The organism is Yimella lutea (genome assembly GCF_006715095.1).
Lineage (GTDB): Bacteria > Actinomycetota > Actinomycetes > Actinomycetales > Dermatophilaceae > Yimella > Yimella lutea.
Window position 1 is genome coordinate 1,238,603 of the sequence record NZ_VFMO01000001.1, and the last position, 23,148, is coordinate 1,261,750.

Sequence of the window (23,148 nt, forward strand, 5' to 3'; positions counted from 1 at the left end):
GGATCAGCTCGTCCAGGTCCAGGAGCCGAGGATCGCGTTCATCGCGCTGTCACCCGCAGCCTTCTCGCTCGTGGCGTTGGTCATCGTCGAGATGTAGACCGTGTTGCCCTTCTGGGTGAAGTACTGGGTCTGCGACATGTCCTTGCCGCTTACCGTGCGCTTGACGACGTAGCCCTTGGCATCGCCGCCGGCGATCTTTCGGTCGGCCACCGGGGTCACGGTGGCGTTCTGCTGACGCATCTGCGTGGCGCCGGCGTTGACGTAGGCATCGAGGTTCTGCCCCGGGGCTCCCGGGGTGCTGACGACGTTGAAGTTGCTGAAGACGCCACCGGTCGGCTTGTCGGCCTTGATCGCGAGGACGATCTGGGCGTTCGGCACGGTCGCCTTGGCCCAACCGGCCGGCTTGGTGACGTGGAACTCGTTCTTGCTGTCGGCCTCGGCGCCCGCCGGCAGCCCGCCGCCTGCGCTGCTCGATGCCGAGCTGGTCGGGCTCTCGCTCGGCGAGGAGGACTGCGGGCTGGAGCTCGAGGAGGTGCTGCTGGACGTCGAGGAGGAGGGCGACTCGGTCGTCGTCGAACTTGTGGCAGAGGACATGGTCGAGGAACTCGTCGAGGAGTTGGTCGAGGAGTTGGTCGAGGAGTTGACCGTGACCGGCGCATCGGAGGCACACGAAGTCAGCAGGACGGCAGTGGCAGCAGTGGCGAGGCAGGCAGTTAGGCGCATGCCGTAAGGCTAGACCGTGGTGCGGTCCTGCCGGGCGTTCAGGGTAGTGCGGGATACCTCTGAGCGCGCGAAATGTTCAGCATTCTCCGGATGCCACAGCAGTGCCGCTGCCGCCACCCCCACGAGAGCCACCGCCAGCGCGAGCACGGTCGCCACCGGCGACGGATAGCCGCGTGTCAGCAGACTCCAGGTGTGCAGCAGCGCGAACAGCGCGAGCACGGTCGCGGCGATGCGCGACCACCGACGTCCACGTCGGTTCAGCCAGGCCATGACCAGCCAGATGGCTGCTGCGACGCAGGCGGACACAGCCAGCACGGTGACCATCGTGCTCGTCGCTTCGTCCACCTCGATCGCCGTGAGCCGCTCCCGGGGGTGGGTGCGGCCACGTTCCTCGAGTCCGGCTCGAATATCGTCGCGCAGCGTCGATGCCACCAGGGCGCTGAGCGCGGAGAGGGTGGCACCGACCCACATGAGCAGCACGGCGCGCCGCAGCGGCCGGGGTGCGTCGTTCATCAGTTCCTCTTCGAGTCGAGCGTCATCCACGTGGGCAGCGAGCGGTCATCGCGCCACGACGTCTGACGTCGCACCGACAGTAGCCGTTCCTCCGCCCGGTGGCTCGGCCTCGTTGATTCCCTGCCCGGCCTGTGCGATTGGGCCTGCGGCGTAGCCTGCTGGGGTGCGCATCGACCTCCATACCCACTCCATCGAGTCCGACGGAACCCAGACTCCCGCCGACGTCATCCGGTCGGCGCAGGAAGCCGGTCTCGACGTCGTGGCGTTGACTGATCACGACACGACCTCCGGCTGGGAGTCAGCCCGGAGCGCCGCGCAGGACGTGGGGATCGGCTTCGTCCCCGGCATCGAGATCTCCTGCGAGATCGATCACCTGAGTCTGCATCTGCTCGGTTACCTCGTCGACCCGCAGCACAGCGGGCTGTTGGGCGAAATGGAGAAGGCGCGGATCTCCCGCGAGGGGCGCGCCATGGCGATGGTCGACCTGCTCGAACCCGACACCGGCCTCACCTGGCAACACGTGCAGGCGCAGGTCGCGCAGGGCGCCACGATCGGACGTCCGCACATCGCGGACGCGCTTGTGCAGATCGGTGCCGTGGCCGACCGGGCGGACGCCTTCGACCGGTTTCTGTTCTCCGGCAGCAAGTACCACGTCGGCCATTACGCGGTCGATCCGGTACGCGGGGTCGAACTGGTGCTGGCGGCGGGCGGGGTGCCGGTGCTCGCCCACCCGTTCGCCCACGTCACCGGACGGGTGGTCGCCGACGCCACGGCGGAGGCGATGATCGAAGCCGGGCTCGCAGGGATCGAGGTGGATCACCGTGACCAAGGGCCGGCGCAGCGGGCCCACGCGCTGGAGTACGCGACCCGTCATGGGTTGATCCGTACCGGCAGCAGTGACTATCACGGGGCCGGCAAGCCCAACCGTCTGGGTGAGAACACCACGGACCGCGCCGAGTTCGAGCGGTTGCTGGCTCTGGCGAGCGGACCGACCGAGGCGTTCGTGCCATGAGTCGGTGGGTCCGTTCGGCGCCATCGGTTCAGTACCCGGAGTAGGTCTAGGACCTGCCGGGGCGACCCCCGCAGCGTTGCAGCCGCCCGGGCCGACCGCCTGAGCGGCTCGGGAAACACCGGTAGCCAGCATCCCCCCTGCATGCTGGCTACCGCGTGGTGGTCCTTCGAGGCCGATGGAACATCGGACCCTTTCTCGAATCTCCGCCATGAACATCGTGCCGGGTATCCTCAAGCGTCGCCATGAGACTTCGACGTAGGTTCGCCGGCGAGGGTCCTAGGACCTTTTGCGCGGCTCCGCAGGAGACGTGGCCAGCAGGTCGGCCATCGCGAAGACGATCGCCGAGCGTTGGCCGACGCCCAGCTTGCCGAGCACGCTGCCGACATGTGTCTTGACTGTCTTCAGCGAGATGCCGAGTTCCTTTGCGATCTGCGCGTTCGTCAGCTGCTCGGTGGCGATCATCGTCGCGATCTGGTGCTCGCGCGGAGTCAGATCGACCCGCACCGGTTGCTGATCGTCGACCGCGCCGGCGGTCAACGGTTGGGTGAGCATCCATTCGGCCATGTCGACCTGGGTCTGCTCGAGCGTCATGCGTACGGCCGCGATGTCACGGAGCAACTTGTCGTCGCCGATTTCCTCGACGGCCCGAGCGATCTCCCCGGTCCGACGGTAGGCCGCCTCGAGTTGGTCGGTGATCTGGACGAAGCGTTCTCGTGGGTCGCCCGACATCGCGCTGTTGAGTTCGGGATGCAAGGAGTACAGCGCCTCGGGTGCGGCTCCGACGTGGCGGTCGCGAGCCTGCGCAAGCATCAGTGCCTCCCCGAGCCAGAGCGCCGCGTGAACGACCTCGTCGTCGTACACGTCCGGCGTCAGGCTCTGGATCGACATCAGTCCGGTGATGTCACCGGTGTCAGGGTCCTTCAGCGGCACGATCACCGCGTCGGCGGAGATCTCGTCCGGGTCGCCGAACGGGATCGTCCGACTCAGCAGCGCACCGTCATCGGAGCGGAAGAGGTACGGCCGCCCGCTGCTGCGGATCCAGTGGGACAGACCACCCTTGCCGAACTTGGTCACGTCCGGCTGCAGGTGCCGGTCGTGGTCGTAGATGTACGGGATCACGACCGTGTCTTCACCGTGGAAGAAGCCCAGGTAGAAACTGTCGATCGGCGCGATGTTGTGCAGCGTCATTCGGCAGATCGAGTAACGGCGCCGGTTCGAGCCCGGTTCGGAGGTGCGCAGCCGGTGATCGGCGAGCCGCAGATGGCTCACGACCCGATCGGAGAACGGCCGCTGCGTGCTCACGACGAAGTGCTGCCCGACGCGTCACCGTTTCCGCCGGCGTTCCCGCTGCGGGTCCGGCGACGGCGACGCGGCCGTGTAGCACCTTCGCCACTCGCAGACCCGCTGTCGTCCTTCGACCGCTTCGGTGCGCTCTCGGACGCACCGTCGCGTCCACCGTCGCGTCCACCGTCGCGTCCACCGTCGCGTCCACTGCCGCGTCCACCGGAGCGGCGCTCGCCGTCGCGGCCGCCACGTCCGTTGCCGCCGCTGCGGCCACGGCCTGCACTGGAGGCACGGCCGGACCCGCGAGCACGGTTGCCGGCCGATGCACCGACCTCGCCGAGGTCCTCGAGTTCCTCCGCATCGAGGCCGGCACGGTTACGCGCCGAGCGCGGCAGCTTCCCGGTGACCGAGGGGTCGATGTCGAGGTCGGTGAACAGGTTGTCGGAGGAGGAGTAGGTCTCCACCGGCTCCGGGATGCCGAGGTCGAGGGCCTTGTTGATCATCGTCCAGCGGTGCAGGTCGTCCCAGTCGACGAACGTGACTGCGGTGCCGGTCTGGCCCGCGCGTCCGGTGCGTCCGATGCGGTGCACGTAGGTCTTCTCGTCCTCGGGGCACTGGTAGTTGACGACATGGGTCACGTTGTCGACGTCGATTCCTCGGGCTGCGACATCGGTCGCGACCAGCGTGTCGATCTTGCCGGAGCGGAACGCACGCAGCGCCTGCTCGCGAGCGCCCTGGCCGAGGTCACCGTGGATCGCGGCTGCGGCGAACCCGCGCTCGGCGAGATCGTCCGACACCTTGGCGGCGGTGCGCTTGGTGCGGGTGAAGATGATGGTGAGGCCGCGGCCCTTGGCCTGCAGGATGCGGGCCAGCATCTCGACCTTGTCCATCGCGTGGGCGCGATAGACGAACTGGGTCGTCGCCTTGACCGTGTGGGCGTTGCCGCCGTCCTCGGTCATCGCGCGGATGTGGGTCGGCTGAGTCATGTATCGGCGCGCGAGTGCGACGACGGCGCCGGGCATGGTGGCCGAGAACAGCATCGTCTGGCGTGAGGCGGGAGTCATCGCGAGGATCTTCTCGACGTCCGGCAGGAAGCCCAGGTCGAGCATCTCGTCGGCCTCGTCGAGGACGGTCACCTTCACATTGCGCAGGTCGAGGTCACCGCGCTGGCTGAGGTCGATCAGACGGCCGGGCGTGCCGACGACGACCTCGGTGCCACGCTTCAGAGCGGCGATCTGCGGTTCGTACGCGCGTCCGCCGTAGACGGCCTCGACGCGCACCGAACGGCGCGTGGACGCGGTCTTGAGGTCGTTCGTGACCTGGACGGCCAACTCGCGGGTCGGCACCACGACCAGCGCCTGCGGTGCACCCGGCACGGTGAGGGTGTCGAATCCGTCCTCGTCCGGGCCGGTGACCCGGTGCAGCAGCGGCACGCCGAAGCCGAGCGTCTTGCCGGTGCCGGTCTTGGCCTGGCCGATGATGTCGTGCCCGCCCAATGCGACCGGCAGGGTCATCGACTGGATCGGGAACGGAGCCAGGATGCCGGCGTCGGCGAGCGAGGCGACGATGCCGGGACGGACGTCGAAGTCGGCGAACGTCTGCTCGACGACAGGTGCCGGCGCAGCGTCGGAGGCATCGAGGGTGACGATGTCGGCCTCGGCGATCGTGGGCTCGGCGTCGGGCTTGGCGTCGGGCTTGGCGTCGGGCTCAGTGGTGGTTTCAGCGGTGGGTTCGGTGTTGATGTCGGTCATGGGTGTGGTCGATTCCTTCGATCGGGCGTCTACGCCGTGCGGACGCGGGTGCGGCACAGGCGTGACTTGAGGGGAGCCGATCGGGAGTCTTCGCGGGCGGCCTCGGGGCCGCCGATGGTTCGATGCGTGTCATGTGTGCCGACCGGGCACCGTTGTTGACAAGGCAATCGTAGCCGCAGGTGGATAGCATCACGGCCATGGCCGATGACCTGAACCCTTCCGAAACCGTCGAACGCCCCGCGAGGAGCGCCCAGGACCTCGATGACCCGACCTTCCGCGCCGGCGTCGTTTCGCTGCTGGGCATGCTGGCGTACGGCGAACTCGTCAGCTTCTTCACCGTGGTCGCCGACGCCGATCGCGCACCCTCGACCGTGAAGAAGGTGCGGCTGACCGAGGTCGCCATCCGCGAGTTCGAGCACCACAAGCTGCTCGCCGCCCGCCTGGAGGAGTTGGGTGCCAAGCCGCATGAGGCGATGGCGCGGTTCCGCCCGGCGCTGGACGAATGGCACCGCCGCTGCCAGCCCACCGACTGGTATGAGGGCCTGATGAAGGTTTACGCCGGTTCGTCGATCGCGTCGGACTTCTACGCCGAGTGCGGGCGTTTCGTCGATCCGCAGACCCGCGCCCTCGTCGAGCAGGTGCTGGACGACGCCGATCACTACGCTTACGCCAAGCAGGAACTCGAAGCAGCGATCGTCCGCGACCCGAAGCTGGCCGCACGGATGGCCTTGTGGGGCAGGCGAATCGTGGGGGAGGCACTGTCGCAGGCGCAGCGCGCGGCCGCCGACAATGACGAACTCACCGCACTGCTCGTCGACGACGGTTCAGGGCGCGGTCTCGACCTCGCCGAGGTGATGCACCTGTTCACCCGGATCACCGAAGCACACACCAAGCGGATGGAAGCGTTGGGCCTGTCGGCCTGAGTACCGCCGAACGACGACGAAGCCCGCCGCCCAGTGAGGGGCGACGGGCTTCGTCGTCGTGCTGTGCGTGTCAGACGCGAGAGTTGCGGTCGATTCCCCGACCGCCGGCGATCTTCGTGTAGCCGATGACCAGGGCAGCGCCGACCAGGACGCTGATGATCAGCGGAATCCACTGGATGCCGCCGTTGTCGTCGATGTCGAGCAACGAGTAAGAGATGAATCCGCCGATGAGGGCACCGAGGATACCGAGCAGGATCGTGACGACCATGCTGATGTTCTGCTTGCCGGGAACGGCCAGGCGGGCGAGAGCGCCGACGATGAGACCGATCACGATCCAGGTGATGATGTTCATGATCATGGTGGTGACTCCTTGTGGAATCTGGCCCGTCTGGGGCCACCTTCCCGAAACCCGGAGGTGTGGTTCGGGTCTTGCTGTGTTGCAAGCGAATTGGCGCACTGATAGCCGCCTCTTCACTTGCCTGATGATGAAACTACTCGTCCGAATGACTGACGTGTGGTTTGCGGTCAACCCCACCTTGGTAACGATACGGTCACGGCCCCACTCGTTCGAGTGAGGCCGTGACCGATTGACGCGTGTTTGCGGGGCTCAGCTGCCGAAGCCGACGCGCCGCTCCTGCTCCGAGCCGATGTCGACGTAACCGAGCGCCTCGGCCGGCACCACGACGGTGTGGCCCTTCTCGTCGGTGAGCGTGATCGCGGTGCCCGCGCTCAGCGCGTTGGTGATCAGCTCGCGTACCTGGTCGGCGGAGTCGGTGGACTCGATGACGATCTCGCGCGCGATGTTGCGCACTCCGATGCGGATTTCCATGGCTCTCCTGAAGTCTGTTCGGGCCGGTTCTGCTCCGAGCCTATGTCGGCTCTCGGCGAGAGGTCAGTCCTGGTCGGCGGTCTTGGGGAACCCGGCGATGCCGCGCCAGCCGAGAACCGTGACGAGACGCTCGGCCTCCTGTCGCGGCATGCGGGGTTCCTGCGACACCCAGAACCGCGCGACGACCTGCGCCATTCCCACCAGGGCCACGCCCAGCACCATCGCCTGCTCGGGCGGCAGGCCGGTGTCCTCGGCGATGACCTCGGACACTGCGGTCGCACTGAGCGTGCCCATCCGCTCGACCCGGGCGGCGACGACCGGCTCGTTGATCAGGTCGGACTCGAACACCATCCGGAAGGCGGCGTCCTTGCGCTCGACGAACTGGAAGAACGCGCTGATCGCCGCAGCCACCCGGTCGCTGTTGTCCTCGGTGGAGGTGAGGGCGGCATTCACCAGCTCGGGCACCTCACGCGTGTGGTGCTCCAGGAGGGCGAGGTAGAGGTCGAGCTTGCCCGGAAAGTGCTGGTAGAGCACCGGTTTGCTGACATTGGCGCGCTCGGCGATCTCGTCCATCGCCGCGCCGTGGTAGCCCGCCTCGACGAAGACCGACTGGGCGGCCTCCATGAGCTGGGCCCGCCGAGCCGAACGAGGCAGCCGACCACCGCGCGCAGTCGTGTCAGACGAGTCGCCCACGATCATTACCTCCAAGTTCTACTCGCCGGTCAGTTCGTCATCTTATGCACAGATCTAGGCTGGACGGCATGGATGGTGAAGCATCGGAACAGGGCAGATCACAGGTGGTGAATCCGGTCGGCGTTCTCGATGACGACCAGGTGCGCCGATACGCGCGCCATCTGTCCCTGCCGTCCGTCGGCCCGGCCGGTCAGCGCCGTCTGCTGGACGCCCGGGTGCTCGTCATCGGAGCAGGTGGTCTGGGCGCGCCGGTGCTGCAGTACCTCGCGGCTGCCGGCGTCGGCACGATCACCGTGGTCGACGACGACGAGGTCGATCTCAGCAACCTGCAGCGTCAGGTGATCCACCGCACCGGCGATGTGGGGACGGCGAAGGTCGACTCGGCCGCACGAGCCGTCGGCGAGTTGAACCCGGACGTCCGGATCGTCGCCGTCCGTGAGCGACTTGACGCCGCCAATGTCGTCGATCTGTGCAGCGATCACGACGTGGTCGTCGACGCGACCGACAACTTCGGCACCCGCTTCCTGCTCAACGATGCCTGTGTGCTGCTCGGTCTGCCGCTGGTGTGGGCGGCGATCAACCAGTTCGACGGCCAGCTCACGGTGTGGTCTGCGGGGGAGGGGCCGTGTCTGCGGTGCCTGTTTCCGGTGATGCCCGACCCGGCGGCTGCCCCTTCGTGTGCTGCGGCCGGTGTGCTCGGAGTTCTGCCGGGTCTGCTCGGAGCAGCCCAGGCGTCCGAGGCACTCAAGCTCGTGCTCGGTCTGGGCGACCCGCTGGTGGGTCGGATCGCGGTGTTCGACGCGCTCGCGTTCGAGTGGTCGCAGATCCCTGTCGCCGCCGACCCGTCATGCCTGGTCTGCGGCCCGGACGCGGTGCCGATCGACATCCGTGACGAGGATCCCGCGTCGTCGACCGACCGGGTCGAGGTCGTGCCCATGGTCGATGCGGTCGAAGCCGGGCGGCTGCTCGCCTCGGGCGCGGTGCGGCTGGTCGACGTGCGTTCGGCGCAGGAGTGGGAGCAGGCGTCCGTTGCCGGTTCGCAGTGGTTGCCACTGGACGACATCCGGCAGGGCGCCGCCCCCGAGGCCGATGGGCTGCCGCTGGTCATGATGTGCCGCTCCGGCGTCCGGTCCGCCGAAGCAACACGTCTGCTGCTGGAGCGCGGCATCGACGCGCGCTCCCTCGACGGCGGGATCCTGGCCTGGGCCGCCGCCGTCGATCCGGCCCTCGACCCCGCCTGAGCGCGTCCTGGGGCGGGCCTCGTCCGGCCCACGCCCGAGGTTGTCGGTGGCGGCTGGTGTGATGGCTGGCATGGTCGAACTGGTCCGTTGCGCACCCGACGCAGTGCAGGCTCCCGTTCTCGACGCCGCCCAGGGTGCTGCGGTGTCGAGTCCCGCGGCGACCCGTCTGGTGCTGGGCGCGCCGGGCACCGGCAAGAGCCTGCTCGCGGTCGAAGCAGTCGTCGACGCCGTCGATGCAGGAGTGCCTTCTGACTCCTGCGTGATCCTGTCGCCGACCCGCGTTCGTGCCGGCGCGCTGCGGGAGCGAGCATCAGCACGTCTGGCGAACACCTCCAGCGCACCGATGGCGCGCACTCCCCAGGCGCTGGGTTTCGGCATCCTGCGCCGGATTGCTGCAGTGGAGGGGCGGGAGGCGCCCCGTCTGTTGACCGGCCCCGAGCAGGACGTGATTCTGCGTGACCTGCTCGCCGGGCACGCGTCCGGTGAGGTGCCCGGCCCGCGTTGGCCCGACTTCGTGCACGAGGCGCTGGCGACCCGAGGGTTCCGGCACGAGCTACGAGACCTGCTCATGCGTGCGGTCGAGTGGGGTGTCGATGCCGACCACCTGCGTCTGCTCGGTGAGGAGCACGAACGGCAGGAGTGGATCGCTGCCGCACACGTGCTCGACGAGTACGACCAGGTCACGGCTCTGTCCCGGCCGGGAGCCTACGACCCTGCCTGGATCATGGGCGGTGCGGCCGACCTGCTGGAGGCCATGCCCGACCAACTCGAGCAACTGCACCGGGAGTTCGCGTTGATCGTCGTCGACGACGCACAGGAACTCACTCGAGCCGCAGCACGACTGGTGTCGCTGCTCGCCGGACCGACGACCCGGTTGATGCTGATCGGCGATCCCGATGTCGCGGTGCAGACCTTCCGCGGCGCCGACCCGCGGCTGTTCCTCGATCTCGCCGAGCGCGCCGGCTCACCGGCCCGGTTCGAACTCGGCACCGCTCATCGTTCGCCGCGCACCATCCGCGAAGCAGCCGCGCGGGTGACCGCACGCATCGGCTCGGTGGCCGGCGGCGAGCACCGGAGCCCGTCCGCTGCCGCACGTGAAGGGTCGGTCGAGGTGGCGATGCTGCGTGCGGTGAGTCAGGAATCGGCTCATATCGCAGCCGAACTGCGCCGTGCGCACCTCGAGAGCTCCGTGCCGTGGTCGCAGATGGCCGTGATCACGCGGGGGCAGGCCCGCATCTCCGCGCTGCGTCGGGTGCTGCAGAGTGCAGGTGTGCCGGTGGCGATGCCGCCGACGGTCATCGCGCTGCGTGACGAACCGGCAGTCCGACCGCTTCTCACCTTGTTCGAAGTCGTGGCCGACCTCGCCGCGGGTCGGGTGCCCGACTGGACCCCCGACGACATCATCGATGTGCTGAGTTCTCCTCTGGCACATATGGATTCGTTGTCCATCCGGCGTCTTCGTCGTGCCCTCCGCTCGGCAGAGTTGGCCGACGGAGGCAGTCGCTCCAGCGACGAACTGTTGGTCGAGACGGTGCACCGACCCGAGTTTCTCGGCGATGTCGGCCCGGACGCGGTCGGCCTCTTGCGCATCTCCGCCGTCCTTGCGGCGGGCACGGCCGCGTGGCAGGCGCCGGATGCGTCCGCGGAGACCGTCCTGTGGGAGATGTGGATCGCCGCCGGTGTCGCCGGTCCGTGGTCACGCGCGGCGCTCGCCGGTGGCACCTCGGGCGCCCGTGCCGACCACGACCTCGACGCCATCGTCGGCCTGTTCGGGGCGGCGGCGTCCTACGTCGACCGGCTGCCCGGTGCGTCACCGGCCGGTTTCCTCGACCACATCCGTGACCAGGAGGTCGCCGGTGACCGGCTGACCTCCTCGGCCCCGGCGCAGGACGCGGTGGATCTGCTGACCACTCAGGCGGCCGCCGGCCAGGAGTGGCAGTTCGTGGTGCTCGCCGGAGTGCAGGAAGGGGTGTGGCCCGACCTGCGGCTGCGCGGTTCGCTGCTCGGATCCGAAGCGTTGGTCGATGCGCTCACCGGACGCCCTGCCGATCTGCGCTCGCAGGCCGCGGCGGTGCGTTACGACGAGACCCGGCAGTTCCTCGTCGCGTTGACGCGCGCCTCAGAGCGGGTCCTGATCACCGCGGTTCGATCGGATGAGGAGCAGCCGAGCGTCTATCTTGACATCGTCGACCCGATCGACGATCCGGACGGCAGGAAGCACACCGATGTCGGACGCGGGTTGAACCTGCGGTCGATGGTCGCCGAGCTTCGCCGTGAACTCGTCGTTCCCGAGTCCGGTCCGCAGGGGGAACTCACCCCGGTCGAGGCGGCTCGGCTGCTCGCCGAACTCGCGCACCGCGACGTCGCTGGCGCCGACCTCGATCAGTGGTGGGCCTTTCACGAACTCACGTCGACCGATCCGGTGCGGCGGGTGGATCAGCCGGTGCGGGTCTCACCCTCGAAGGTGGCCGACTTCGGCACCTGTGGGCTGCGCTGGTTTCTCACCTCCCGTGGTGGCGACGGTCCTGACCAGGGTGCGGCGAACATCGGGATCCTGGTGCACGAGATCGCGGCCGAGTACGCCGACACCGATCCCGATCGCATGCAGCAGGCGTTACGGAACCGCTGGGGCCGTTTGGGTCTCGGCGAGTCGTGGATCAGTCGGCAGCAGTTCCGGCTGGCCTCGCTGATGCTCGCGCGGATGCACCGTTACGTCGACCAGGCGGCCGCCGGCGGGTGGACCCCGATCGGCGTCGAACAGGACTTCCAGGTCGGCGCCGGACGCGTCCGCCTGGCCGGACAGGTCGATCGAATCGAGCGGCACGAGACGGAGGGCATCCGGGTCATCGACCTCAAGACCGGAGGGTCCGCACCGTCCGGTAAGGAAGTCGCCGAACACCCGCAACTCGGCGCGTACCAGTGGGCCGTCGAGCACGGTGCCTTCGGAGCCGACGAGACCTCCGCCGGGGCGGCATTGCTGCAGGTGGGCAAGGGCTCGGGCAAGGGCGTCAAGGAGGACTACAACCTGCAGCAGCAGGTGCCGCTGTCGTCCACCGAAGATCCGGAATGGGCCGACCGGCTGCTGCACGCCACCGCCGAGGGAATGGGTGCCGCCGAGTTCACCGCGACTCCTGGCAAGCAATGCAGCACCTGCTCGGTGCGGGCGGCCTGCCCGGTACTTCAGGAAGGGGAGTCGAGCTGATGAGCAGCACGGCTGTCATGCACAGCAGCCTCGAGATTGCGCGCCGGCTCGGCATGTTCCCGCCGACCGACGAGCAGCGAGCCATCATCGAGGCCGACCCGGACGCCCCGATGCTGGTGGTCGCAGGTGCGGGTTCGGGCAAGACCGAGACGATGTCGAACCGGGTGGTGTGGCTGGTCGCCAACGGCTTCGTCCAGCCCGATCAGGTGCTCGGGCTCACCTTCACCCGCAAGGCAGCAGGCCAATTGGCCGAACGCGTCGCTCGTCAATTGCGCGCGCTGCGTGCCGCAGGCCTCTGGGTGCCGCAGCAGGACGCCGACGGAACGCTCGGGCTGTCCGACAGCCCGACCGTGCTCACCTACCACTCCTACGCCGGCCGACTCGTGCGTGAGCAAGGCCTGCGCCTCGGCGTCGAGCCCGACTCCCGAATGCTCACCGAGGCAGCGGCCTGGCAGTACGCCGCCGAGGTCGTGCATGGCTACGACGGGCCGATGGACGATGTCGACAAGGTCGAATCCACTGTCACCGCAGCCGTGGTCGCGTTGTCGGGTGAGATGTCCGAGCACCTGCTGACGCCGCAGGACCTGCGGCTGGAGATCGAGGCGATCCTGTACGGGTTGGAGGATCTGCAGGAGGCCGGGCGGCTGAAGAAGGCGTCCAACCCCGACTACCGCGACCTCGTGGCTGCGATGCGAGCGCGACTGGCGGTTCTGCCGCTCGTGGAGCGGTACCAGCAGCTCAAGCAGGCGAGGTCAGCACTCGACTTCGCCGACCAGATGGGTCTCGCGGCCAACCTGGCGTCGCGATTCGGCGGGGTCGGTCAGTTGGAGCGGCGCCGGTTCAAGGCGGTGTTGCTGGATGAGTTCCAGGACACCAGCGAGGCACAGTTGCAGCTGTTGAAGAATCTCTTCGTGGCCGAGGACGAGCCGGTGCGGGTCACCGCCGTCGGCGACCCGCACCAGTCGATCTACGGCTGGCGCGGGGCCAGTGCCACGACGCTCGGATCATTCCCCGCACACTTCGCCGACGCCTGCGGTGACGCCGCCGTCCGACCGCTGTCGCGCAGCTGGCGCAACGACCGGGCGATCCTGGCCGCGGCCAACGTGGTGGCCGCCCCGCTGCGGCAGGGGAGCCCGGTGGCCGTGCCCGCCCTGCAGGCAGCCGAGACCGCGGGTGAAGGGGCAGTGTTCGCTGCCCGTCTGGAGACGATCGAGCAGGAAGCCGATCACGTCGCTGCGTGGCTCGCGCAGCGGTGGCAACCCGACCAGAACGGCGATCACCCGACGGCCGCTGTCCTGTGCCGCAAACGCTCGCTGTTCCCGTTGATGATCGACGCGCTCGATCGCGCTGACCTGCCGGTCGAGGTCGTCGGCGTCGGCGGTCTGCTGATGACGCCCGAGGTCGCCGATCTGGTGAGCCTGCTCTGGGTGGTTCAGGACCCGACCCGGGGCGACCGGTTGATCCGGTTGCTCACCGGCCCGCTGGTGCGGCTCGGTGCGGCCGACCTCGATGTCCTCGCCGCTTGGTCGCGGCGCATCGAACAGGACGGCAGACCACAGGTTCCGCGCACCGAACAGGACCGTGAGCCCGACACCCGCGATCGGCCGTCCCTGGTCGAAGCCTTGGATCATCTGCCGCCGGTCGACTGGGCCGGGCCGGCCGGAAATCCGATGAGTTCTGTTGCTCGAGAGCGACTTTCCGGTTTGTCGCTGGCGATCCGCAGCCTGCGCCGTCTGACCGGTCTCCCGCTGGCCGAACTCACCGGCGAGGCCGAACGCGCACTCGGTATCGACATCGAGGTCATGTCGCGGCCCGGAGTGACCCCGCAGACGGCGCGGGTGCACCTCGACGCGTTCGCCGACGTCGCGATGAACTTCACCGCCAGTGCCGACCGCCCGACGCTCGGCGGCTTCCTGTCCTGGCTGGATGCAGCCGAGGACGAAGAACGCGGCCTCGACAAGGCCGAGATCGAGTCCAACAATGCGGCGATTCAGGTGCTCACCATCCACGCCGCCAAGGGGTTGGAGTGGGATCACGTCGCGATTCCGGGGATGACCGAGACCGTCTTCCCCAACCACCGCCGGTCGGCCACCTACAACACCGACCTGCAGGGATGGAGTGTCGGCGCCAAGACCGACCCGAACGACCGCAGCACCTGGGTGCTGGAGGAGAAGGGCTGGACGGTCGGCCTCGATGGTGTGCCCTATGACCTGCGGGGCGACAGCGACGGGCTGCCGTCGCTGCCCATCGGTGAACTCGCCGACCTCGTCGAACTGCGCGATGAGTACAAGAAGTTCCGCGAGGCGAACGGCGAGCACGGCCTCGCGGAGGAGCGGCGGCTGGCGTACGTCGCGCTCACCAGGGCGAAGCACTCGATGCTGATGACCTCGTCCGTGTGGTTCTCGGGGAGCAAATGCCGCCTGCCCTCCCGCTTCCTGCGCGACGTCATCGACGCCGGACACGTTGTTTTCGAACCGAATTCACCCGATCCAGACCCGGACGCGACGAATCCCCGGCTGGTCGACGGGCTGTCCATGGTGTGGCCCGACGACCCGCTGGCCCGGCGTCGCAGCGCGCTGCTCGAAGGCCGCGAACACGTGCTGAACGCATTGCAGGAGATCACACCAGCGGCCGGCCCCGATCCCCTCGGCGCTCTGGAGGTCGACGGTCCGTTCTCCGATGCCGAACGTCGTCGGCGACGCGAACTACGCACCCTGCTGCACGAACGCGCGGTCGGCACCGGGGTGCGGGTGCCGACCGTCCAGTTGCCCGGTCATTTGTCCGCCTCGTCGGTGGTGGCGTTGGCGAGCGACCCGGAGAAGTTCGCGCTCGACCTGCGCCGGCCGATGCCTTCCCCGCCCGCGTACGCAGCGCGCCGAGGTACCCGCTTCCACGCCTGGGTGGAGGAGCACTACTCGAAGGCGGCCCTCGTCGACATCGACGAACTGCCCGGGTTCGCCGATCTGGACGCCGACGTCGACGCCGACCTGGAGACGATGAAGGCCAACTTCCTCGCCTCCGAATGGGCCGGACGTGCCCCGATCGCCATCGAGGTGCCGATCGAGACCTGGGTCGCCGGGGTGTCGGTGCGCGGTCGGATCGACGCGGTCTTCGAGGACGCCGATGGCTATCTGATCATCGACTGGAAGACCGGTCGTCCGCCGTCGGGCCTCAGCGGTTCGGCACGTGTCCTGCAGTTGGCGGCCTACCGGCTGGCGTATGCACGACTACGCGGCATCGAGCCGGAGCGGGTGAAGGCCGCGTTCTACTACGCCGCGACGGGTGAGACGGTACGCCCGGAACTGCCCGGCGACGACGCGATCGACCGGCTGATCACCGCTATCCCGCTGCAGGAGTAGCGGATTCAGTTCTTCGGGTCGCGCTTGATCTGCATTTCGACGGTGTCGTCGTCGCGCAGGTGCTGTTCGTCCTCGGCCGAAGTGTCCGTTGTACGGGCGTCCGTGGTGACGGCGTCGGTGGCCGCGAAGTCGTCGTCACGAACATCCGGCTCGGGCGACGCACTGTCGACGTCGACGCTGTCCTCGCCGGCGAGTTCGTCCAACTGGTCGGCGGTGACCGCTCTGGACCTGCGCGGGGGTGCCGGCATCAGGCTTTCGTCACCGGAGGTCTGTTCGTTGAGCCGGCGAAGAGCGGCAGCCCGGCGGTCGATGAGCGCGTCGTCGTCGGCGGCGACGGCGTCCAGCAGCACCGTGATGCGTTGCAGTTCGGCGCTGAGCCGGATGCGTCGCTCCAGGTGCTTGTCCGGTGCCTCCGTGCGCACCGCGGAGTAGGACTCGAGCACGGTGTCGAAGGCCTCCGACGGCGCCAGCACCCACAGGGCCGCGAAATCGTCGGCCGGGTCGCAGACCGCGGCGTTCTCCCAGGACGCGATCGCGCAGACCTTGTCCGACCCCCAGAAGACGTCATGACCTTCGAGCGGTCCGTGCGTGACACAGGTCGGGAAGCGCCAGAGCGAGACTTCCTCCAGGGCCCGTTCCCAGCGGGCCAGCAGGGCCGAGGGCACGAGTCCGGTACCGGCGGCGCGGTCGAGGATCGCCAACCTGCGCGAGCGGTAGCCGTCGCAGTCGTAGCTGGGCACCCCGACTTCATCTGCAACTCGAGGGTCGACGTCGTGCAGGGCGGCCAGGGCGCGTCCGACCTCGATCGCCTCCCGGCTGCCGCCGGTCAGGCCGCGCCACACCATCGGGTCGCCAGGAAGCTGCGGGGCCACCGTGACCAGATTGCGATCGGCCAGCGTCATCCGTCCCTCGGCCACGGGCACCGCGAAGGGCACCCGCTTGGCGAGCAGGCGGGTGAAACTGCCGGCCTGCTCGGCGGCAGCCGCAGCCGCCGCGTTGCGCGAGACGCGAACGGTCCAGGGCTGCCCGTCGGACGACTCGACCCGGGCCTGCTGGTACTTGTCGGTCACGCGGGTCGGCAGCGCGACCACGGAGCGGGGCTGCACGCGGGGGAGGGCTGCATCGGCGAGGGCGGCCAGAACGTAGGGACTGCGAAGCACGGCCTCACGGTACGCGGATACGGTCGCCTAGCCTGGGAGCCGTGGCCGATTCGTCCCCAACTCATCGCGATTCAGATCTCGTTCCGACCCCCGGCGGGGATGACCGGCACGCGCATCTGATGCTGTCGCGCAGCATCCTCGACCGTGACTCCTTGCGCCGGGAGGATCCATCGCTGCTGCAGAGCCTGTTGTCGTCGCCCCGGACCCGGGTACTGCACCTGCGTGGTGAGCGAATGCCGGTCACCACCCAGGGCGATGTGGTGCGGTTGCTGCTGCGGGCTCCGCAGCCGGCCGACAGCGACCTTCCGGCTGCGTACCTCGGCCGACAGGAGGGAGCCGACTTCGTCGCCGTGTTCGACGTCCCGGAGCAGAAGGTGCCCGGCGATGCCGGTACCACTGATCCGGACGACCTCGCCCGTCAGAGCGAGCGCACGCACCGCAGCCTGCGATCGCTGGCACCGGGGTTGCCCGTCGCCGATCTCGGCTTGGCAACAACGTCGGTCGCCATGGCGAACTGGGTTGCCACACAACGGTTCTGCGCCCGTTGTGGACGCCCCGTCGCACTGACCAAAGCGGGCTGGGTCATGACCTGCGATGAGGGGCACCATCATTTCCCGCGCACGGATGCCGCGGTCATCATGTCGGTGGTCGATCCGGACGACCGGCTGTTGCTGGCCCAGGGCACCCGGTTCGTGCTTCCCACGGGCATGTCGGTGCTCGCTGGTTTCCTGGAGCCAGGTGAGTCGATGGAGGCCGCCGTGGCTCGGGAGGTGATGGAGGAAGTGGGTTTGCCGATCGTGGAGGCCGAGTACGTCGGCAACCAGCCGTGGCCCATGCCGGCCTCGTTGATGATCGGTTACGCCGCACGCACGGACGAGACGCGGTTGCGCCTTGATCCGGTGGAGATCCGCACTGCCCGCTGGTTCACGCGGGCCCAGTTGGTGGACGCGTTGGCCGGCGGCGAACTTACGGTCCCGCCGCGCCTGTCGATCGCTCGCCACCTCATCGAGCGCTGGTACGGCGCGGCGCTGCCGGCGCAGCCCGGAGACGTCTCGTGACGCCCGACGAGGTACTGCACGGCCTCGATCCCGAGCAACGGATCGTCGCCTCGAACCCGCTCGGTCCGATGTGCGTTCTCGCCGGCGCCGGCACCGGTAAAACCCGCGCCATCACCCACCGGATCGCCTACGGCGTCCACTGCGGTGCCTACCAACCGCAACGCGTTCTGGCCGTGACCTTCACCGCCAGAGCGGCGGGAGAGATGCGCACGCGTTTGCGCGGACTGGGGCTCGACAAGGTGCAGGCGCGCACCTTCCATGCAGCATCCCTGCGGCAGCTGGGTTACTTCTGGCCGAAGGTCATCGGCGGGGCTCCGCCGCAGATCATGGGGCAGAAGGCGCCGGTGATCGGCGAAGCCGGGGCTCGGCTACGGCTGCAGCTGGATCGGGTGGCGATCCGCGACATCGCCTCCGAGATCGAGTGGGCCAAGGTCGGCATGCTCACTCCCGAGACGTACGCGCGGCACGCGGCCATGGCGGGGCGCAATGTCGCCGACCTCGACCACATCGCGATGGCGCGTCTGTGGGAGATGTACGAGGACGTGAAGTCGGGGCGCCACGTGATCGACTTCGAGGACGTCCTGCTGCTCATGGCCGGCTTCCTGGTCGAGCGGGATGACGTGGCGCGCGCCGTCCGCGAGCAATACCGCCACTTCGTGGTCGACGAGTACCAGGACGTCAACCGCGTCCAGCAGACCTTGCTCGATCTGTGGGTCGGCGACCGAAGCGACGTGTGTGTGGTCGGTGACCCGGCGCAGACGATCTACTCCTTCACCGGTGCCTCGCCACGACACCTGCGCGAGTTCGCCACCAAGCACGCCGGCGCACAGACCGTTCGCCTGGTGCGCAACTACCGCTCGACCCCGCAGGTGCTGCAGTTGGCCAACGCCGTGCTCGGCGCCGCCAAGGACGGGGGATACGCCCAACTGCAGGCGCAGTCCGACGACGGTCCGGCCGTCGAGTTGCACCAGTTCGCCGACGACGTCGCCGAAGCGTCCGGCATCGCCCAGCGCATCAAAACGCTGCTCGCGCAGGGCGTTCCGCCCAGCGAGATCGCCGTCCTCTACCGCATCAACGCACAGTCGGAGCCGCTCGAACAGGCGCTCGCCGAAGCCGGCATCAACTACCTCGTGCGCGGCGGGGAACGCTTCTTCCGTCGTGACGAGGTCAAGCGGGCCGTGGTCCTACTGCGAGGTGCGGCTCGTTCGGACGACGGTTCGGCGCCCTTGGGTGCGCTGGTGCGTGACGTCATCACCGCGGCCGGATGGTCGCCGCAGCGGCCCACCGGCGGGGCCCTGCTCGAACGCTGGCAATCGCTCGAAGCCCTCGCGACCGTCGCCGACGATCTGGTGACCGCGAACCCGCAGGCACGCCTGCCAGACCTCATCGTCGAACTCGACCGACGGATGGCCGAGCAGCACGCGCCGTCCGTCGAGGGGGTCACGCTCGCTTCCCTGCACGCGGCCAAGGGCCTGGAATGGGACGCCGTCGTATTGGCGGGATGCTCCGACGGCCTGCTGCCGCTGTCGCATGCCGAAGGCCCCGAAGCGATCGAGGAGGAGCGCCGACTGACCTACGTCGGCCTGACCCGTGCCCGCAAGCACCTGGTGCTGACCTGGGCGCAGGCACGTCAACCGGGCGGCAAGCCGACCCGTTCGGTCTCGCGCTTCCTGCACGCCGCCGACGGAATCCTCGACGGTGTGGCGCCGCGGCAGCGCAGCGAGAAGCGCTCGACGGGTCGGGGTAAGAAGGTCGAGCGCGCCAAGCTGGTGCGCTGCCGCACCTGCGCGAAGGATCTCTATACGGCGGCCGAGCGAAAGATCGGCCGTTGCAGTGACTGTCCGCCCACCTACGACGAACAGACCTTCGAGGCTCTGCGCACCTGGCGTAAGGGCGTCGCCGACCGCCAGCGGGTGCCGGCGTTCGTCGTCTTCACCGACGCGACCCTCATCGCGATCGCCGAGCGCGGTCCGGTCGACGAGAGTGGATTGGTCGGGGTCTCCGGGGTGGGCGCCCGCAAGCTCAAGGTTTACGGACCGTCGGTGCTGGGCGTCCTGCGCGGCGAGCCTGCCGATGACATGATCGAAAAGTCTTGTGCTGCAATGGAATCCGACTGAGCTTTACTGCATCGAGAAATTGGTCGTTAAATAAGTTGCCCCGTGTGAGAAGGCGCACGTAGCCTGAGACACGTTCAGCCCGGCCCCTTCGTGGGTGTGCTGGGGTCGTTGATGAGTCGAGAGGAGGGTTGGCCTGATGGAGACCAAGACCATGTGCACTAAGACGGGCCTGTTGTCCGATCTGCGTTTTGCGCACTCGTCCTCGCCGACCCTCGCAGGCATCTCTGCCTCGACCCAGGGGAGCAGTGTGTCCGTCGTCTCGATGGTCGCCGCCGAGTACTCGCGTGAGCGCAGTGGCAATGCCCCCTTCTTCGGCACCGATGTCGAAAAACCTCCGCGGCAGGAGGTCACCGTCTCGATCTGATCGCAGATTGACGGTCCTCTTTCAAAGGCCGCGGAACCCTGACAGGGTCCGCGGCCTTCGTGTATTCCGCGGACGAAGCACACGACTACGAAAGATCAACAGACATGTTCGAAGCGATAGACACGGGGCTCCGTGACTTCATCGACCAGGCCATCGACTCTCAGGAGGACGGGATCGAACTGCCGTGCCAGGTCAACGACCCGGAGATGTGGTTCGCCGAGCGGCCGGACGACATCGAGTTCGCCAAGGCGCTGTGTGGCACGTGCCCGCTGCAGCGTGAATGCCTCACCGGAGCCGTCGACCGGCGTGAGCCGTGGGGCGTCTGGGGCGGCGAGCTGTTCCAGGCCGGCGTCGTGATCGCGCGCAAGCGTCCTCGTGGACGTCCGCGCAAGAACGCGATCGCGGCATGACCACCGTCTCGTCCGGCGGAAGTCGGGTGAACGGTCGACAGCAGGTCGGCAAGGGCGCAGGGGTGATGAGTGTGGTGCGATTTCGGGGGACGCACCACGCCCACCACCCCTGCGCTCTCGTCGCGGGCTGACTCAGAAGTCGGCGCCGGGGACGTTCTCGGCGAAGATCCGGCGGGCCGGCACGGTGCCGTCGATCTGGCAGAGCACCGCCACCCCGCCCAACCAGGTGCGGTAGATCAGCACGAACTCCGGCGGAAGATTGAGGCGAAGGCCCACACTGAACTGGGAGCTGCGCGGGTCGTTGATGTAGTTGAACACGCTGCGCAGCCAGGTGCGGGTGAACTCGAACTCGTCGTGCCGTAGTGGCTCGATGAGGACAGCGAAATACTCCAGCAGCTGGTCGGCGTCGATGTCGATCGACGACTTCACGAACCCGGCTTCCCGCAGCAGGTCCAGCAGGCCCTCGGCATCCTCCTCCAACGCGAGCGTGACCAGTTCGCCGAGCACCGGCGGCAATCCGTCCGGAAGACGGTTGACCGCGCCGAAGTCAAGCACGCCCAGGCGCCCGTCCGGCAGCAGTCGGAAGTTGCCGGGATGCGGGTCGGCGTGCAGCAACCCCGCTTGTCCCGGCCCGCCGAGCAGGAACTCCAGGTAACGACGCGAGACCAGGTCGCGCTCTTCCTGGCTGCCCTCGGCGATGATCCGTGACAGCGGGGTGCCCTCGACCCATTCGCTGACCAGGACGAGGTCGGTGGCGTGGACGACGTGGGGAAGGGCGAAGTGTTCGGAGCCCGCATAAGCCTCGACGAACTGTTCCTGCATCACCGACTCCAGGCGGTAGTCGGTCTCCTCGCTCATCCGGGCGCGTAGTTCGTCCAGGATCGGCACGACATCCAGCCCGGGAACCCACGAGGTCGAGACGCGCATGACGCGTGCCAACTGGTTGAGATCGGAGAGCATCGCTTCGGCTGCTCCCGGGTACTGCACCTTGACCGCCACCTCACGGCCGTCCTTCCAGACCGCTCGGTGCACCTGACCGATCGAGGCCGAGGCCACCGGCGTGTTCTCGAACGACTCGAACTTGCCGCGCCAGCGGGTGCCCAGTTGTTCACGCAGCACCTTGTTGACCGACTCCTGTGACATGGCCGGCGCGGAGTCCTGCAGTTTGGTCAGCATCGAGCGGTACGGCGCGGCGAGTTCCTCGGGCAGCGCGGCCTCGAAGACCGACAACGCCTGCCCGAACTTCATCGCTCCGCCCTTGAGCTCCCCGAGCACCTTGAACAGCTGTGCGGCTGTCTGCTCCTGCATCTTGGCGGTGACGGCTTCGGCGGGCGCACCTCCCACCCGGCGGCCGAACCCGACCGCGGCCCGCGCCCCTATCCCCAGAGGTAGCGATGCCAGCCGTGCGGTTCGCACGACGGCCTTGCGAGGAAGATCCGTCATGGGGACATTGTGACTGACGGTGGGCTGAGTCCGGCTGACCGGCGTCCCGCTCACGTCCGGACATCTGGAACACCTCCGGTCGTCCGGGTCGGATCTGGCAGCGCCGACGGCACCAGATGCGACGTGGACGACAAGATGCGACCGGGAAGGCAGGATCACCCCGCCTGCTGCGCCTGGCACACGCACAGCGGGTGGATCGGCCAGACGTGATGCATGACTCGGCCGAGCGAACTGGAGACCGACATCGCCGAGCCGATGGGAAGCGGGTTGTCGCTCATCAGGCCGCGTGCGACCAGCCCGGCGAATCCGACTGCTACATGGGCGAGTTCGGGAGATGTGGTGGGTTCGTCGTCGTACAGATCGTTGCCGAGCACCTGGGGACGAAGGCGTTCCCAGCGCCGGTCGAGATCGTGCCGTCGGGCGTTCAGGCACCCTTCGCACGGACCGGCATCCGCCTGCAGCAGGGGTCCGACGACGATCTGATCCGGGCCGATTTCGACGACCAATCGTGAGACTCCCGGGCCCAGGCGTGCGCCGGGTGCGCCGACCGTGATGCCCAGCATCGGCAGGTGCGGATTCGCGGTGGCGCCGAGCTGGTCGAGCAGGTGCGCGATCGCGACAGCCACCGGGCCACACCCGTGCACCGCGAAGTCGAGTCCGCGCAGATCCGGCGGCAGCGTGCAAGTGACCGCGTCGCGCAGTGCGTCGGCGGCGCGTGCGTCGAGTCCGCGGAAGGCGGTCGCCCACTGCGAACGGGTGAGGGCGCCGGCAGCGACGATGCGGTTGATCACCGCGGGTCGGAACGGCCCGACGACCTGGGGTGAGCGTGCTCCCAAGCCGATCAACAGATGTGACTCGTCGTAGCGCAGCGCGCGAGAACGGTTGGGCGACAGGGTGATCGGTTCGATCATGGTGGTTTCTCCGTGACGTGGAGGATGGCTGTGACCGGGGCGTCGGGTCAGAGTGCCACTGATCGACCGAGCCGGTTCCGGTTCTCCACAGCGCCCGGCTTATGGTGCCGGTTCTGAGCGAGGCGGTGGACGATTCGTGCCGTGTCGGTGCTCGG

The 23,148-nt window shown here is 68.3% G+C and carries 19 protein-coding genes; 9 read left to right on the top strand and 10 right to left on the bottom strand.

Annotated features, from left to right (window positions below; translation table 11 throughout):
* Positions 1–3: 3 nt before the first annotated feature.
* The gene (locus FB459_RS05880; protein ID WP_141927775.1) at positions 4–723 is read right to left on the bottom strand and encodes a DUF1795 domain-containing protein; all 720 of its coding nucleotides are present in this window, start codon (positions 721–723) and stop codon (positions 4–6) included.
* A gap of 9 nt (positions 724–732) precedes the next feature.
* Entirely contained in the window at positions 733–1,236 is a 504-nt protein-coding gene (locus FB459_RS05885) for a hypothetical protein (RefSeq protein ID WP_141927776.1), read from the bottom strand.
* Between the two features lie 163 nt (positions 1,237–1,399).
* Here FB459_RS05885 and FB459_RS05890 point away from each other — a divergent pair, with 163 nt between their 5' ends.
* Complete coding sequence (locus tag FB459_RS05890; RefSeq protein ID WP_141927777.1) at positions 1,400–2,248, top strand: PHP domain-containing protein; 849 nt, start codon at positions 1,400–1,402, stop codon at positions 2,246–2,248.
* A gap of 276 nt (positions 2,249–2,524) precedes the next feature.
* On the opposite strand, the gene FB459_RS05895 is transcribed toward FB459_RS05890, so the two are convergent.
* Together FB459_RS05895 and FB459_RS05900 are read right to left on the bottom strand one after the other, a co-directional pair.
* The gene (locus FB459_RS05895; protein WP_141927778.1) at positions 2,525–3,550 is read right to left on the bottom strand and encodes a helix-turn-helix transcriptional regulator; all 1,026 of its coding nucleotides are present in this window, start codon (positions 3,548–3,550) and stop codon (positions 2,525–2,527) included.
* Complete coding sequence (locus FB459_RS05900; protein ID WP_141927779.1) at positions 3,547–5,283, bottom strand: DEAD/DEAH box helicase; 1,737 nt, start codon at positions 5,281–5,283, stop codon at positions 3,547–3,549. Before FB459_RS05900 ends, FB459_RS05895 begins: the two co-directional genes overlap by 4 nt.
* 197 nt (positions 5,284–5,480) lie before the next feature.
* On the opposite strand from FB459_RS05900, the gene FB459_RS05905 reads away from it, so the two are divergent.
* Positions 5,481–6,206 carry a ferritin-like fold-containing protein gene (locus tag FB459_RS05905; protein WP_141927780.1) on the top strand — a complete coding sequence of 242 codons (726 nt, stop codon included), beginning with the start codon at positions 5,481–5,483 and terminating at the stop codon, positions 6,204–6,206.
* A 70-nt stretch (positions 6,207–6,276) separates the two neighbouring features.
* On the opposite strand, the gene FB459_RS05910 is transcribed toward FB459_RS05905, so the two are convergent.
* The 3 genes from FB459_RS05910 to FB459_RS05920 form a co-directional block, all read right to left on the bottom strand.
* On the bottom strand, positions 6,277–6,564 hold the full coding sequence (locus tag FB459_RS05910) for a GlsB/YeaQ/YmgE family stress response membrane protein (protein ID WP_141927781.1): 288 nt from the start codon (positions 6,562–6,564) through the stop codon (positions 6,277–6,279).
* A 249-nt stretch (positions 6,565–6,813) separates the two neighbouring features.
* Positions 6,814–7,035, bottom strand: a complete 222-nt coding sequence (locus tag FB459_RS05915; protein WP_129627033.1) for a DUF3107 domain-containing protein — start codon at positions 7,033–7,035, stop codon at positions 6,814–6,816.
* Positions 7,036–7,098: 63 nt separating this feature from the next.
* Positions 7,099–7,734, bottom strand: coding sequence for a TetR/AcrR family transcriptional regulator (locus FB459_RS05920; protein ID WP_370447364.1), 636 nt, complete (start codon positions 7,732–7,734; stop codon positions 7,099–7,101).
* A gap of 62 nt (positions 7,735–7,796) precedes the next feature.
* Here FB459_RS05920 and moeB point away from each other — a divergent pair, with 62 nt between their 5' ends.
* From moeB to FB459_RS05935, 3 genes are all read left to right on the top strand, one after another.
* Positions 7,797–8,969 carry a molybdopterin-synthase adenylyltransferase MoeB gene (gene moeB / locus FB459_RS05925; protein ID WP_141927782.1) on the top strand — a complete coding sequence of 391 codons (1,173 nt, stop codon included), beginning with the start codon at positions 7,797–7,799 and terminating at the stop codon, positions 8,967–8,969.
* A 70-nt stretch (positions 8,970–9,039) separates the two neighbouring features.
* Entirely contained in the window at positions 9,040–12,171 is a 3,132-nt protein-coding gene (locus tag FB459_RS05930; protein ID WP_141927783.1) for an ATP-dependent helicase, read from the top strand.
* Entirely contained in the window at positions 12,171–15,530 is a 3,360-nt protein-coding gene (locus FB459_RS05935; protein WP_141927784.1) for an ATP-dependent helicase, read from the top strand. The genes FB459_RS05930 and FB459_RS05935 overlap by 1 nt, the downstream gene beginning before the upstream one ends.
* A 5-nt stretch (positions 15,531–15,535) precedes the next feature.
* Here FB459_RS05935 and FB459_RS05940 read toward each other — a convergent pair whose 3' ends face one another.
* Positions 15,536–16,690 carry a phosphotransferase gene (locus tag FB459_RS05940; RefSeq protein ID WP_129627022.1) on the bottom strand — a complete coding sequence of 385 codons (1,155 nt, stop codon included), beginning with the start codon at positions 16,688–16,690 and terminating at the stop codon, positions 15,536–15,538.
* A gap of 41 nt (positions 16,691–16,731) precedes the next feature.
* On the opposite strand from FB459_RS05940, the gene nudC reads away from it, so the two are divergent.
* From nudC to FB459_RS05960, 4 genes are all read left to right on the top strand, one after another.
* Positions 16,732–17,748, top strand: coding sequence for an NAD(+) diphosphatase (gene nudC / locus FB459_RS05945; RefSeq protein ID WP_141927785.1), 1,017 nt, complete (start codon positions 16,732–16,734; stop codon positions 17,746–17,748).
* The gene (locus FB459_RS05950) at positions 17,745–19,865 is read left to right on the top strand and encodes an ATP-dependent DNA helicase UvrD2 (RefSeq protein WP_141927786.1); all 2,121 of its coding nucleotides are present in this window, start codon (positions 17,745–17,747) and stop codon (positions 19,863–19,865) included. The genes nudC and FB459_RS05950 overlap by 4 nt, the downstream gene beginning before the upstream one ends.
* 136 nt (positions 19,866–20,001) lie before the next feature.
* Positions 20,002–20,229: a hypothetical protein gene (locus FB459_RS05955; protein WP_141927787.1), complete on the top strand. Its 228-nt coding sequence runs from the start codon at positions 20,002–20,004 to the stop codon at positions 20,227–20,229.
* Positions 20,230–20,333: 104 nt separating this feature from the next.
* Positions 20,334–20,639: a WhiB family transcriptional regulator gene (locus FB459_RS05960; protein ID WP_141927788.1), complete on the top strand. Its 306-nt coding sequence runs from the start codon at positions 20,334–20,336 to the stop codon at positions 20,637–20,639.
* 132 nt (positions 20,640–20,771) lie between these two features.
* Here the strand turns inward: FB459_RS05960 and FB459_RS05965 are convergent, their stop codons facing one another.
* A complete protein-coding gene (locus FB459_RS05965) occupies positions 20,772–22,082 on the bottom strand; it encodes an ABC1 kinase family protein (RefSeq protein WP_141927789.1) in 1,311 nt (436 codons plus the stop codon).
* Positions 22,083–22,237: 155 nt separating this feature from the next.
* Positions 22,238–22,993, bottom strand: a complete 756-nt coding sequence (locus tag FB459_RS05970) for a hypothetical protein (protein ID WP_129627008.1) — start codon at positions 22,991–22,993, stop codon at positions 22,238–22,240.
* Positions 22,994–23,148 lie beyond the last annotated feature (155 nt).